The sequence below is a fragment of the Burkholderiaceae bacterium genome (assembly GCA_024235995.1).
GTDB lineage: Bacteria > Pseudomonadota > Gammaproteobacteria > Burkholderiales > Burkholderiaceae_C > Ottowia.
Map to the genome: position 1 here is coordinate 1,090,780 of JACKLI010000001.1, position 13,306 is coordinate 1,104,085.

Here is a 13,306-nt window from a genome sequence, read left to right on the forward strand (position 1 = left end):
GGGCTGGGCCCGCGCGAGGAGCGAGAGCATGAGCGAGCAGGCACCGTTTGCCTTCGGCAAGCTGATCCCGGGGTTCGAGTTTTTGCAGCAGCTGACCGCCGGCAACGCCGGGGGGGCGGCGGCCACGGGCCTGGGCCACTGGGTGGCGCCCACGGTCAACGTCGAGGAGCTGGAGCAGCGCATCGCCGAATTGAAGACGGTGCAGTTCTGGCTGGAGCAGAACCTGCTGGCGCTCAAGGCCACCGTGCAGGCGCTGGAAGTGCAGAAGATGACCCTGCTTACGCTGCGGGGCATGAACCTGAGCATGGCCGAAGTGGCGCAGGCCTTCACCATGCCGTCCGCCGCGCCGCCGGCTCCGGCACCGATGCCCGAGGGCGGCAGCGGCTGGCCCTATCCGGACAAGGGCGCGGGAGCCGCCGCGGCGGCTCCCGCGCCTGAGCCCGCCGAGCCCGACGAACCCAAGGCGGCCGCCCCAGCCAAGGCGCCGCGCCGCCCGGCCGCCGCCAAGCCCTTGGCCGCCGCGCCAGCCAGCGCCGGCGGGACCGATCCGCTCCAGTGGTGGGGCGCGCTGACGCAGCAGTTTCAGCAAATCGCCACGCAGACCCTGCGCGAGGCGGCGCGCGCCATGCCGGCGGCCGAGCCGACCGACCTGGCGCCGGCCGGCGCGCCCGCCGATGCGTCCAAGCCCCCGGCGGCGGCCAGGAAGGCTGCGACGGCCAAGCGCAAGAAGGCCGCGCGCAAGACACCCGCCAAGAAGTCCGCCGCCAAGGCGCCCGCCCCGCGTGCCCGCAGCCTGCCCGGCTGGCTGTTGCCCACGCCGCCCGACAAGAGCTGAGAAGCTGTGAACGAACCCCTCATGCCCGCCTTGATCGCCAAAACCCGCCCGCTCGGCGTTGCAAATGCTCGCCGTAGCCCGAGCTACGTCTGCGCTTTGCGCCTTGATCGGACGCGTTTGGGCGATCCTTTCGGGCACTCGCGATTCATTCACAGCTTCTGAGCCCGCCCGCCCGTGCGGCGGTCAGCTCGGGTGCGTGGCGTGCAGCGCCTGCGCCCGCCACAGCAGCACCACGCCGGTGGCGGCCAGCAGCGCCAGCATCAGCACGCCCGGCGCGTAGCCGTGCACGGGCGACCACAGCAGGCCGACGGCCAGCGGCGCGGCGGCGCGCGCCAGGGCCAGCGGCAGGCCCAGCGCACCGTTGAGCGCGCCCACGTGCGCGGCGCTCACGTACTGCGCCATCACCGTGCCCTTGACGATGGTCAGCATGCCGTTGCCGATGCCGAACAGCAGCGCGAACACCAGGGTGGCCCCGACGTGGCCGAAGCCGAGCAGCAGTACGAGCAGGGCCAGCGGCACCCCCAGCGGCGCCCAGCGGTTGGTGGCGTGCACGTCCAGCCGCCGGTCGCCCCAGTACAGCAGCAGCCGGCCCAGCACCTGCAGCGCGCCGATGCTGGCGGGCACGGCGATGGCCCAGGCGGGGGGCAGGCCGCTTTCGCGCAGCAGGCTGACCAGGTGCGGGGGCACGGCGGCGGTCACGGCCATCGCCAGCACGATGAAGGCGCCCAGCCGCCAGAACACGGGGCTGCGCAGGTGCGCGGCCAGCGGGGCCGTGGGCGCGGCGTGCACCAAAGCCGGCCGCGGCGGCGCGCCGCGCAGCAGGGCCAGGTGCAGCGGCAGGGCCACGCCCAGGTTGATGGCCGCCAGCACGCCCGAGGCCGCGCGCCAGCCCAGGGTGCGGATCAGCGCGTCGGTCAGGGGGATGAACACGGTGCTGGCCAGCCCGCCCAGAAAGGTGAGGGTGATGATGGCGCGCCGATAGTCGCCCGGAAAGCGCCGCGTGACCACGGCGAACACCGGCGTGTACAGCGTGGCCGCCATGCCCAGGCCCAGGGTCAGCCAGGCGGCGTAAAAACCCGCCAGCGAGCTGGCCATGCCCTGCGCCAGCAGGCCCAGCCCCAGCAGCAGCGAGCCGCCGGCCATCACCGCGCGCTCGTGGCCGCGGTCGATCCAGCGGCCGATGGCGTAGGCCGCCAGCCCCTCGGCCAGCAGCGCGAGGCTGAAGGCCAGCGAGGACTGCGCGCGGTCCAGCCCCAGGCTGCGTTCGACCGGCTCCATGAACAGCGCGAAGCCGTAGAACACGCTGCCCCAGCTGATCAGCTGCGCCACCGACAGGCCGGCCACCAGCTGGCGGGGGGACAGCGCGGGGCGCGTCATGCTAGGGGAATTCAGAACGAAATAGCCCGATCGCCCGCGTCAGACAAGCGCGGCAAGCTATCAAATGAATAGTATGACTGGGTGCTGGTGACCGGCAACCCCGTGCCAGTGCCGAGGGCGCGTGGACACGGCCCGCCCCCTTCACGGCAATCAGAGCGACTTCTTGAGCAGGTTGCCGATCTCGCCCACGATGCCGCGGCGAAACAGCAGCACGCAGACCACGAAGATGGCACCCTGCACCACCGTCACCCAGGAGCCCAGCTCGGCCAGGTAGTTCTGCATGGTCACGATGGTGGCGGCGCCCACCACGGGCCCGAAGATGGTGCCCATGCCGCCCAGCAGCGTCATCAGCACCACCTCGCCCGACATGCCCCAGTGCACGTCGGTGAGCGAGGCCAGCTGGAACACGATGGCCTTGGTGGCGCCGGCCAGGCCGGCCAGCGCGGCCGACAGCACGAAGGCGCGGTGCTTGAATTTGTCGGCGTCGTAGCCCAGCGAGATGGCGCGCGGCTCGTTCTCGCGGATGGCCTGCAGCACCTGGCCGAAGGGCGAGTGGACGATGCGGTAGATCAGCGCGAAACCGGCCAGGAAGATCACCAGCACGAAGCCGTACATGGCGAAGGTCTGGGACAGGTCGATCAGGCCGAACAGGTGGCCGCGAGGCACCGCCTGGATGCCGTCCTCGCCATGGGTGAAGGGCGCCTGCAGCGAGAAGAAGAACACCATCTGCGCCAGCGCCAGCGTGATCATGGCGAAGTAGATGCCCTGGCGGCGGATGGCCAGCAGGCCCGTCACCCAGCCCAGGGCGGTGGTGCACAGGGTGGCGAAGGCAATGGCCAGCTCGGGCGTGAAGCCCCACACCTTGGCGGCATGGGCCGCGGCATAGCCGGCGCCGCCCAGGAACATGGCGTGGCCGAAGGACAGCAGCCCGCCGAAGCCCAGCAGCAGGTTGAAGGCGCAGGCGAACAGGGCAAAGCACATCACCTTCATCATGAACACCGGGTACACGCCCACCAGCGGGGCGCCGACCAGGATGAGCGCCATGATGGCGAACACCAGGGCGTGCGTGCGCCTCGAGTCGTGCGGCGGCGTGGTCTGGGGTCCGGAGGAGGAGGTTGCAGCAGTGCTCATGGGCTTACTTCTGGGCGCCAAACAGGCCGGCCGGGCGAACCAGCAGCACGATGGTCATGATGATGAAGATGGCGGTGGTCGAAGCCTCGGGATAGAACACCTTGGTCAGGCCCTCGACCAGGCCCAGGCCGAAGCCGGTGACGATGGCGCCCATGATCGAGCCCATGCCGCCGATCACCACCACGGCGAACACGACGATGATGATCTGCTCGCCCATCAGCGGGCTGACCTGGTAGATGGGCGCGGCCATGACGCCGGCCAGCGCGGCCAGCGCCACGCCGAAGCCGAAGGTCAGCGTGACCATGCGCGGCACGTTGATGCCGAAGGCCTGCACCAGCTGCGGGTTCTCGGTGGCCGCGCGCAGGTAGCCGCCCAGCCGCGTGTGCTCGATGACGAACCAGGTGGCCAGGCACACCACCAGCGAGGCCACGATGACCCAGGCGCGGTAGTTGGGCAGGAACATGAAGCCCAGGCTCTGCCCGCCCTGCAGCTGCGAGGGAATGGCATAGGGCAGGCCGGAGGAGCCGTACTCGTTGCGGAACAGCCCCTGGATGACGAGGGCCAGGCCGAAGGTCAGCAGCAGGCCGTAGAGGTGGTCGAGCTGGTACAGGCGCTTGAGCATGGTGCGCTCCAGCACCACGCCGATGGCGCCGACCACCACCGGCGCCACGATGAGCGACCACCAGTAGTTCAGCCCCAGCTTGCTCAGCAGCAGGTAGGCGCCGAAGGCGCCCATCATGTAGAACGCGCCGTGCGCGAAGTTGATGATGTTGAGCAGGCCGAAGATGACGGCCAGGCCCAGCGACAGCAAGGCGTAGAAGGAGCCATTGATCAGGCCGATGAGAAGCTGCCCCATCAGGGCCTGGATCGGGATGTCAAACATGCGCGAAAACCTTCATGTCGTGCGGTGCGGGCCCGGCCGTCCGGGGGCCGGTCAGGACTTGACCAGCGGGCAGCCGCCTTCGTTGAGCGGACGGAAGGCCTGGTCGGCCGGAATGGTCTGAATCAGCTTGTAGTAGTCCCACGGATACTTGGACTCGCTCGGCTTCTTGACCTCGAACAGGTAGGCCGGGTGGATCTTGCGGCCGTCGACGCGGATCGTGCCCTTGCCGAACAGCGGGTCGTCGGTGGGCAGCTTCTTCATCTCGGCCACCACCTTGGCGCCATCGCTGTCCTCCTGAATGGCGTCGACCGCCTTCAGGTAGTGCAGGAGACCGGCGTACACCCCCGCCTGCACCATGGTCGGCATCTTGCCGCCGTGCAGGGCGCCAAAGCGCTTGGACCAGGCGCGCGTGCCGTCGTTCATGTCCCAGTAGAAGGTTTCGGTCAGTTGCAGGCCTTGCGCCGTCTGCAGGCCCAGGCCGTGGATGTCGCTCAGGAACACCAGCAGGCCCGCCATCTTCTGGCCGCCCTTGACGATGCCGAATTCGGAGGCCTGCTTGATCGAGTTGATGGTGTCGGCGCCGGCGTTGGCCAGGCCGATGACCTTGGCCTTGGAGCTTTGCGCCTGCAGCAGGAAGGACGAGAAGTCGGTCGTGCCCAGAGGCACCTTGACGCTGCCCAGCACCTTGCCGCCGGCCGCCTTGATGACCTCCGAGGTGTCTTTTTCGAGGGCGTGGCCGAAGGCGTAGTCAGCCGTCAGGAAGAACCAGCTGTCGCCCCCCGCCTTCACCACCGCGCTGCCGGTGCCGTGCGCCAGCATCCAGGTGTCGTAGGTCCAGTGCACGGTGTTGGGCGTGCAGGCCTTGCCGGTCAGGTCGGACGTGCCGCCCGTGGAGTTCACCATGACCTTGTTCTTTTCCTTGACCACCTGGTTGACGGCCAGCGCCACCGAGGACGTGGGCACGTCCAGGATCATGTCCACGCCTTCGGAGTCGATCCACTTGCGGGCGATGCTGGAGCCCACATCGGGCTTGTTCTGGTGGTCGGCCGAGACGATCTCGACCTTCAGCTTGGAGCCGGTTTGCTTGAGATAGTCTTCGACCGCCATCTTGGCGGCGACCACCGAACCGGGACCCGACAGGTCGGCGTAGGGGCCGGACATGTCGCTGAGGACACCCACCTTGACCACGCCACCCGAAATCGCGGCCTGCGCCGTGCCTCCGACCACGAGTCCCAGTCCGGCGATCAACGAGCACAACAGTTTGCGTTTCATGGTTGCTTCCTCTCAAAAAAACCGATCAGTGCGACGTGCCTGATCAACAACTGCCACCTGTCATTGCGGTGCTTGCGGGGCGGCAGCGGGCGGGAGGAACCGGCGTGGGCGCGGTGTGCCCGCGCCGATTCCTGACTTCGATGCTCGGGCCAGGGTCACTTCTTGGCGACGAGCGGGCAGCCACCCTCGTCGAGCGGGCGGAATGCCTTGTCGGCGGGAATGGTCTGAATCAGCTTGTAGTAGTCCCACGGATACTTGGACTCGCTCGGCTTCTTGACCTCGAACAGGTAGGCGGGATGGAGCTTGCGCCCGTCGGCACGGATCGTGCCCTTGCCGAACAGGATGTCGTCGGTCGGCATGGCCTTCATCTTGGCCACGATCGCCTTGCCGTCGGTGTCGTCCTGCAGCGCGTCGACCGCCTTCAGGTAGTGCAGGACGCTGGCGTACACGCCGGCATGGTCGGCCGACGGGTACTTGCCGCCGTTGGCGGCCGCAAAGCGCTTGCTCCAGGCGCGCGTGCCGTCGTCGTGGTCCCAGTAGAAGGTCTCGGTCAGCTGCAGGCCTTGCGCGGTCTGCAGGCCCAGGCCGTGCACGTCGGTGATGAACACCAGCAGGCCGGCCATCTTCTGGCCGCCCTTGACGATGCCGAACTCGGCCGCCTGCTTGACCGAGTTGGTGAAGTCCGCGCCCGCGTTGGCCAGGCCGACGACCTTGGCCTTGGACGACTGGGCCTGCAGCAGGAAGGACGAGAAGTCGCTGGTGCCCAGCGGCACCTTGACGCCGCCCAGCACCTTGCCGCCCGACGCCTTGACGACCTCGCTGGTGTCGCGCTCCAGCGCGTGGCCGAAGGCGTAGTCGGCGGTCAGGAAGAACCAGCTGTCGCCCCCCGCCTTGACCACCGCGCTGCCGGTGCCGTGCGCCAGCATCCAGGTGTCGTACAGCCAGTGCACGAAGTTGGGCGAGCAGGCCTTGCCGGTCAGGTCGGACGAGCCGCCGCCGGTGTTGACGTTGACCTTGTTCTTTTCGGTCGTGACCTGGCTCACGGCCAGCGCGACCGACGAGGTGGGCACGTCGGTGATCATGTCCACGCCCTCGGTGTCGTACCACTTGCGGGCGATGCTGGAGCCCACGTCGGGCTTGTTCTGGTGGTCGGCCGAGATGATCTCGATCTTCAGCTTGGAGCCGGTGGCCTTGGCGTAGTCCTCGGCGGCCATCTTGGCGGCCAGCACCGAGCCGGTGCCGGTCAGGTCGGCATACGGGCCGGACATGTCGTTCATCACGCCGATCTTGACCACCCCTCCCGAGATGGCGGCCTGGGCCGCGCCGGACAGCGCCAGGCCCAGGCCGGCGATCAGCGTGCAAAGCAGTTTGCGTTTCATGGGGGTACTCCTCGAGGTGGGTGTGAAAGACCGAATATCAGACGCCGAGATACTGGTGCAGCATGTCCATGTTGCCCTGCAGCTCGGCGGCGGTGAACTCGCGCAGGATCAGGCCGCGCTCCATGATGTAGAAGCGGTCGGCCAGCGGCGCGGCGAAGCGGAAGTTCTGTTCCACCATCAGCACCGTGAAGCCGCGCGCGCGCAACTCGCGGATCATGCGCGCCAGGGCCTGCACGATGACGGGTGCCAGGCCCTCGGAGATCTCGTCCAGCAGCAGGATCTTGGCGCCGGTGCGCAGGATGCGCGCCACCGCCAGCATCTGCTGCTCGCCACCCGACAGGCGCCCGCCCGGGCTGTTGCGGCGGGTCTTCAAGTTGGGGAACATGTCGTAGATTTCCTGAACGCTCATGCCGCCCTCGGCCACCTTGGGCGGCAGCATCAGGTTCTCTTCGCAGCTCAGCGAGGTCAGGATGCCGCGCTCCTCGGGGCAGTAGCCCACGCCCAGCTTGGCGATGTGGTGCGGCGCCAGGCGCACCGTGTCCTGGCCGTTGATCTCGATGGCACCGGTGCGCTTGCCCACCAGGCCCATCAGCGCGCGCAGGCTGGTGGTGCGGCCGGCGCCGTTGCGGCCCAGCAGGCTGACCACCTCGCCGCTTTTGACCTCGAAATTGACGCCGTGCAGGATGTGCGACTCGCCGTACCAGGCGTGCACGTCCTTGAAGCGGATGGCGGTGGATGCAGTCATTCGTCGATGGCCCTCTTCATGCGCCAATGCCTTCGAGCGCGTCGTCGGTGCTGCCCATGTAGGCCTCGAGCACCTTCGGGTTGCGCGAGACCTCGGCGTACGGCCCCTCGGCGATGACTTCGCCGAACTGCAGCACGGTGATGGTGTCGGCGATCTGGCCGACCACGCTCATGTTGTGCTCCACCATCAGCACGGTGCGGTCGGCCGCCACCTTCTGGATCAGCTGGGTGACCAGCTCCACGTCCTCGTGGCCCATGCCTTGGGTGGGTTCGTCCAGCAGCAGCAGCTTGGGGTCCATCGCCAGCGTGGTGGCGATCTCGAGCGCGCGCTTGCGGCCGTAGGGCAGCTCGATGGCCTGCAGGGACGCGAACTCGGCCAGCCCCACGTGGTCGAGCAACTCCATGCAGCGCCCGTTGAGCTGCTCGAGCGTGCGCGAGGACTGCCAGAAGTTGAAGGCCGTGCCCAGCGTGGGCTGCAGCGCCACGCGCACGTTCTCCAGCACGCTCATGTGCGGGAAGGTGGAGGAGATCTGGAACGAGCGCACCATGCCGCGGCGCGCCACCTGGGCGGGCTTCTCGCGCGTGATGTCGCTGCCTTCCAGCAGGATGGTGCCGCGCGTGGGCTCGAGAAACTTGGTCAGCAGGTTGAAGCAGGTGGTCTTGCCGGCGCCGTTGGGGCCGATCAGCGCGTGGATGGTGCCGCGCCGGACCTTGAGGTTGACACCGTTGACCGCGACAAAGCCCTTGAACTCCTTCACCAGCCCGCGGGTTTCCAAAATGATGTCTGAACTCATGCGCCCATATCAACCTGATAGCGCCGACGCCAAGGGGCGCCGGTCAAAACGGGCCGATTATGCGCGGGTGGTTTGCCTTCCCCGCTCAGGGTTTTCACCCGAGATGCGGTGCGCCCACGCTCGCGCAGCCTCGTGGATTCGGCCCGGCTACGAGCGGCCGTCGTCGGTCTTCAGGCGCGCCGTGTCGGTGGCGATGGCCGCCGGTCCTGGCCCACCGTTTCGGCATCAGGCGACGTGGCGGCCACCAGGCTGTGGCGGGCGAGCTTCGTCACGAGATCGAGGCCCGCCCCGCCTCACGTGTCGCGCGGGGCGGCCCCCAGCGGAACTTCGGTGCTGAACTTGGCGCGCCGCGTGGCAAAGAAGGTGCGCACGTTGCGCACGTTGGCATCCTGCGTGAACAGGCGCTCGGCCAGCGCCTGGTAGGCTGGCATGTCGGGCACGCGCAGCACCAGCATGAAGTCGGGCCCGGGCGCCACGCGCCAGCACTGCTGCACGGCGGACTCGGCCACCGCCCGGTGCTCGAACGCGTCCAGGTGCTCGGCACCCTGGCGGTCGAGCGCGACCTCGGCGATGGCGCTCAGGCCGTGGCCTTGCAGGGCCGCCAGGCGGTCCTCGTCCAGCAGCGCCACGGTGCGGGTGATGAGGCCCGCCTCATGCAGGCGGCGCACGCGCCGCAGGGCGGTGGGCGGCGAAACGCCGGCGCGCTCGGCCAGGGCCTGGTTGCTGGCGGCGGCATCGTGCTGCAGCAGGTTCAACAGATGCCAATCGATGGCGTCAAATTCCATAAATGATCGAAAATCAACTGTAAATTTCGTATTCACCAATCAAAGAAATAATATTTCAAAATCAAATTCAAATCAATCCCATATTTCTGCTTGCTCTATTTACGATCGATCCCGTTCAATCCACGGGAGCCTTCTCATGTGCGGAATCGTCGGCGCGGTCTCCACGCGCAACATCGTGCCCATCCTGGTGCAGGGCCTGCAGCGGCTGGAATACCGGGGCTATGACTCGTGCGGTGTGGCGGTGCACGCGTCGGCGGGCGCGTTGCGGCGCGTGCGCGGCATCGCCCGCGTGGCTGACCTGGCGGCGCAGTGCGAGCGCGAGCGGCTGCAGGGCACCACCGGCATCGCCCACACGCGCTGGGCCACCCACGGGGCGCCCGCGGTGGCCAACGCGCATCCGCACGTCAGCTGCGGGCCCGATGCACGCGAGGCCGACGACCGCGCGCCACGCGTGACGCTGGTGCACAACGGCATCATCGAGAACCACGAGGCCCTGCATGCCGAGCTGGCCGCGCGCGGCTACGCGTTTGCCAGCCAGACCGACACCGAGGTCATCGTGCACCTGATCGACAGCCTGTACGAGGGCGATCTGGCCGAGGCCGTGCGGGCCGCCGTCAAGCGCCTGCGCGGCAGCTATTCCATCGCCGTGCTGCACCGCGACGAGCCGCAGCGCCTGGTGGGCGCGCGCCAGGGTTCGCCCCTGGTGCTGGGTCTGGGCGCCGACGGCAAGGAAAATTTTCTGGCCAGCGACGCCATGGCCCTGGCCGGCGTGACCGACCAGATCGTCTATCTGGAAGAAGGCGACGTGGTCGACGTGCAGCTGGGCAAGCACTGGATCGTGGACGGCGACGGGCGGCCCGCCGAACGCGCCGCGCGCACCGTGCAGGCCATGAGCGGCGCGGCCGAGCTGGGGCCTTATCGCCATTACATGCAAAAGGAAATCTTCGAGCAGCCACGCGCCGTGGCCGACACGCTGGAGGGCGTGAAGGCGGTGGTGCCCGAGCTGTTCGAGGCCGCCGCCCATCACGCGCCGGGCGATGGCGCCCATCCCACCTTCGCGCGCGTGCGGCAGGTGCTGATCCTGGCCTGCGGCACCAGCTACTACGCCGGCAGCGTGGCCAAGTACTGGCTGGAGAGCGTGGCCGGCATGCCCTGCCAGGTCGAGATCGCCAGCGAATACCGCTACCGCACCTCGGTGCCCGACCCCGACACGCTGGTCGTGACCATCTCGCAGTCGGGCGAGACCGCCGACACCCTGGCCGCGCTGCGCCACGCGCAGGGCCTGGGCATGCGCCACACGCTGACGGTGTGCAACGTGGCCACCAGCGCCATGGTGCGCGAATGCAAGCTGGCCTTTCTGACCCGCGCCGGCGTCGAGATCGGCGTGGCCAGCACCAAGGCCTTCACCACGCAGCTGGTGGGCCTGTTTTTGCTCACGCTGGCGCTGGCCAGGTCGCACGGACGCCTGACGGACGAGCAGGAAGCCGCGCACCTCAAGGCCCTGCGCCACCTGCCGGTGGCCTTGCAGGCCGTGCTGGCGCTGGAGCCGCAGGTCATCGGCTGGGCCGAGCAGTTCGCGGCCAAGGAAAACGCGCTCTTCCTGGGTCGCGGCCTACACTACCCCATCGCGCAGGAGGGCGCGCTCAAGCTGAAAGAAATCACCTACATCCACGCCGAGGCGTATGCGGCGGGCGAACTCAAGCACGGCCCGCTGGCCCTGGTCACCAGCGCCATGCCGGTGGTGGTGGTGGCGCCCAACGACGCGCTGCTGGAAAAGCTCAAGAGCAACATGCAGGAAGTGCGCGCGCGCGGCGGCGTGCTGTACGCGCTGGCCGACGCCGACAGCCGCATCGACAGCAGCGAAGGCCTGCACGTCATCCGCATGCCCGAGAACGTCGGCCTGCTCTCGCCCATCCTGCACGTGGTGCCGCTGCAGCTCCTGGCCTATCACACGGCGGTGGCGCGCGGCACGGACGTGGACAAGCCGCGCAACCTGGCCAAGAGCGTGACGGTGGAGTGAGCGGGGGGTGCCAGCCCGGTCATGGCGTTGATCTTCGCCTTGCTGGATGGTCAGCGGGGTCTTGCGTCTTGATTTGCCGGTCCCTTGAGCGCCGGGTCGACCGCGGGGTAGCCAGAACGCCGGAAATGTGCGCGTGAGCGCGCGACAATTGAGTTATCAGGAGACTTCACTCATGAAACTCACGCCCACCGACGCCAGAGCCTTGCTGCAAACGCTACCCGACTGGCGCTTCGACGCCGCGCGCGGCGGACTCATCGTGCGCGAATTCACCTTCCGCGACTTTGCCCAGGCCTTCGGCTTCATGAGCCAGATCGCCCTGGTGGCCGAGCGCCGCAACCACCATCCCGAGTGGTTCAACGTTTACAACCGCGTGCAGGTGACGCTGACCACGCACGATGCGGGCGGCCTGTCGATGAAGGACGTCGAGCTGGCGCGCACCATGGACCGCGTGGCGGCTGCGCTGGCGCAGCAAGCCCAGGAGCCGACACCATGAATGCATCCGCCACCACCGACAAGCACGGCCTGGCCGCCGGCAACGCCACGCCGCCTTCGGCCGACTGGACGATCGACCAAGGCTGGGCCAGCTACACCGCCGCCGAGCACGCCACCTGGAAGACGTTGTTCGAGCGCCAGAGCCGCCTGCTGCCGGGCCGGGCGTGCGACGATTTTCTGAGCGGGCTGAAGGACCTGCCGCTGCGCCACGACCAGATTCCCGACTTCGAGCGCCTGTCGGACGTGCTGCACAAGCGCACCGGCTGGCGCGTGGTGGCGGTGCCGGGGCTGGTGCCCGACGAGGTGTTCTTCGACCACCTGGCGCACCGGCGCTTTCCGGCCGGGCAGTTCATTCGCCGGCCCGACCAGCTCGACTACCTGGAAGAGCCCGACGTGTTCCACGACGTGTTCGGCCACGTGCCCATGCTGATGCACCCGGTGATGGCCGAGTTCATCCAGGCCTATGGCCAGGGCGGCCTGCGCGCCAAGAAGGAGGGCGTGCTCGACCTGCTGGCCCGCGTGTACTGGTACACGGTGGAGTTCGGCCTGGTGCGCCAGCCCGATGGCCTGCGCATCTACGGCGCGGGCATCGTTTCGTCCGCCACCGAATCGGTGTTTGCGCTGGAGGACGCTTCGCCCAACCGCATCGGCTTCGAGCTGGAGCGCGTGATGCGCACGCGCTACCGTATCGACGACTTTCAGGAAACGTACTTCGTGCTCGACAACCTGGACCAGCTGCTGGCGCTGGCCCACACCGATTTCGACCCGGTGTATGCGCGCGTGACGCAGGAGCGGGCGCTGGTGCCGGGCGACGTGCTGCCCAGCGACCGCGTGCTGACGCGCGGCAGCGGGCGCTACCACGCGGCCAAACGCAATCCGGAGAACAAACCATGAGCGCCCCCGTCGTCATGATCACCGGCGCCGCCGGGCAACTGGGCGCCGCCGTGGTGCGGCGCTTTCACGACCAGGGCGCGCAACTGGTGCTGCTCGACCGCGATGCCAAGGCGCTGGCCAGCCACTTCGGCGCGCTGGCGCGCACCCAACTGCTGGCGGTGGATTTGCTGGCGCGCGATGAAGTGGCCGAGCGCGTGCACGCGGCGCTGGGCCCGGCCGGCCGCGTCGATGTGCTGTGCCACCTGGCGGGAGGCTTTCACATGGGCGAGCCGGTGCACGCCACGCCGGCCAGTGCGTGGGACTTCATGATGAACCTGAACGCCGCCAGCCTGATCCACGTGGCCGCCGCCGTGGTGCCGCGCATGCTGGCGCAGGGTGCAGGCCGCATCGTCACCGTGGGCGCCGGCGGGGGTGTCAAGGGCGGCGCGCAGATGGGTGCCTACAGCGCCGCCAAGAGCGCGCTGATGCGCCTGACCGAATCCATGTCGGCCGAGCTGCGCGATGCGGGCATCAACGTCAACTGTGTGCTGCCGTCCACCATCGACACGCCCGCCAACCGCGCTGCCATGCCCGACGCCGACCCCACGCGCTGGGTGGCGCCTGCCGCGCTGGCTGAGGTGATTGCGTTCCTGGCCTCGGATGCCGCGCGCGCCATTCACGGCGCGCTGATTCCGGTCTACGGGCGGGTGTAGGCGAGCAG

The 13,306-nt window shown here is 68.5% G+C and carries 13 protein-coding genes; 5 read left to right on the top strand and 8 right to left on the bottom strand.

Annotated features, from left to right (window positions below):
• The first annotated feature begins 28 nt into the window (after positions 1-28).
• Positions 29-835, top strand: a complete 807-nt coding sequence (locus H6927_05385; protein ID MCP5217527.1) for a hypothetical protein — start codon at positions 29-31, stop codon at positions 833-835.
• 183 nt (positions 836-1,018) lie between these two features.
• Here the strand turns inward: H6927_05385 and H6927_05390 are convergent, their stop codons facing one another.
• The 8 genes from H6927_05390 to H6927_05425 all read right to left on the bottom strand — a co-directional run bounded on the left by H6927_05390 (position 1,019) and on the right by H6927_05425 (position 9,200).
• A complete protein-coding gene (locus tag H6927_05390; protein ID MCP5217528.1) occupies positions 1,019-2,212 on the bottom strand; it encodes an MFS transporter in 1,194 nt (397 codons plus the stop codon).
• 150 nt (positions 2,213-2,362) lie between these two features.
• On the bottom strand, positions 2,363-3,343 hold the full coding sequence (locus H6927_05395) for a branched-chain amino acid ABC transporter permease (GenBank protein ID MCP5217529.1): 981 nt from the start codon (positions 3,341-3,343) through the stop codon (positions 2,363-2,365).
• A 4-nt stretch (positions 3,344-3,347) separates the two neighbouring features.
• Positions 3,348-4,226 (bottom strand): branched-chain amino acid ABC transporter permease, encoded by an 879-nt coding sequence (locus H6927_05400; protein MCP5217530.1) that lies wholly within the window; start codon positions 4,224-4,226, stop codon positions 3,348-3,350.
• 51 nt (positions 4,227-4,277) lie between these two features.
• Positions 4,278-5,498 carry an ABC transporter substrate-binding protein gene (locus H6927_05405; GenBank protein ID MCP5217531.1) on the bottom strand — a complete coding sequence of 407 codons (1,221 nt, stop codon included), beginning with the start codon at positions 5,496-5,498 and terminating at the stop codon, positions 4,278-4,280.
• A gap of 155 nt (positions 5,499-5,653) precedes the next feature.
• Positions 5,654-6,877 (bottom strand): ABC transporter substrate-binding protein, encoded by a 1,224-nt coding sequence (locus tag H6927_05410; protein ID MCP5217532.1) that lies wholly within the window; start codon positions 6,875-6,877, stop codon positions 5,654-5,656.
• 37 nt (positions 6,878-6,914) lie between these two features.
• Positions 6,915-7,622, bottom strand: coding sequence for an ABC transporter ATP-binding protein (locus H6927_05415; protein ID MCP5217533.1), 708 nt, complete (start codon positions 7,620-7,622; stop codon positions 6,915-6,917).
• Positions 7,623-7,638: 16 nt separating this feature from the next.
• Positions 7,639-8,415 carry an ABC transporter ATP-binding protein gene (locus H6927_05420; GenBank protein MCP5217534.1) on the bottom strand — a complete coding sequence of 259 codons (777 nt, stop codon included), beginning with the start codon at positions 8,413-8,415 and terminating at the stop codon, positions 7,639-7,641.
• A gap of 293 nt (positions 8,416-8,708) precedes the next feature.
• Entirely contained in the window at positions 8,709-9,200 is a 492-nt protein-coding gene (locus tag H6927_05425) for an Lrp/AsnC family transcriptional regulator (GenBank protein ID MCP5217535.1), read from the bottom strand.
• Positions 9,201-9,336: 136 nt separating this feature from the next.
• Here H6927_05425 and glmS point away from each other — a divergent pair, with 136 nt between their 5' ends.
• The 4 genes from glmS (at position 9,337) to H6927_05445 (ending at position 13,298) form a co-directional block, all read left to right on the top strand.
• On the top strand, positions 9,337-11,220 hold the full coding sequence (gene glmS, locus H6927_05430; GenBank protein ID MCP5217536.1) for a glutamine--fructose-6-phosphate transaminase (isomerizing): 1,884 nt from the start codon (positions 9,337-9,339) through the stop codon (positions 11,218-11,220).
• 172 nt (positions 11,221-11,392) lie between these two features.
• Positions 11,393-11,713, top strand: coding sequence for a 4a-hydroxytetrahydrobiopterin dehydratase (locus H6927_05435; protein MCP5217537.1), 321 nt, complete (start codon positions 11,393-11,395; stop codon positions 11,711-11,713).
• Positions 11,710-12,606, top strand: coding sequence for a phenylalanine 4-monooxygenase (locus H6927_05440; GenBank protein ID MCP5217538.1), 897 nt, complete (start codon positions 11,710-11,712; stop codon positions 12,604-12,606). Before H6927_05435 ends, H6927_05440 begins: the two co-directional genes overlap by 4 nt.
• Entirely contained in the window at positions 12,603-13,298 is a 696-nt protein-coding gene (locus H6927_05445) for an SDR family NAD(P)-dependent oxidoreductase (protein ID MCP5217539.1), read from the top strand. Before H6927_05440 ends, H6927_05445 begins: the two co-directional genes overlap by 4 nt.
• Positions 13,299-13,306: the final 8 nt, after the last annotated feature.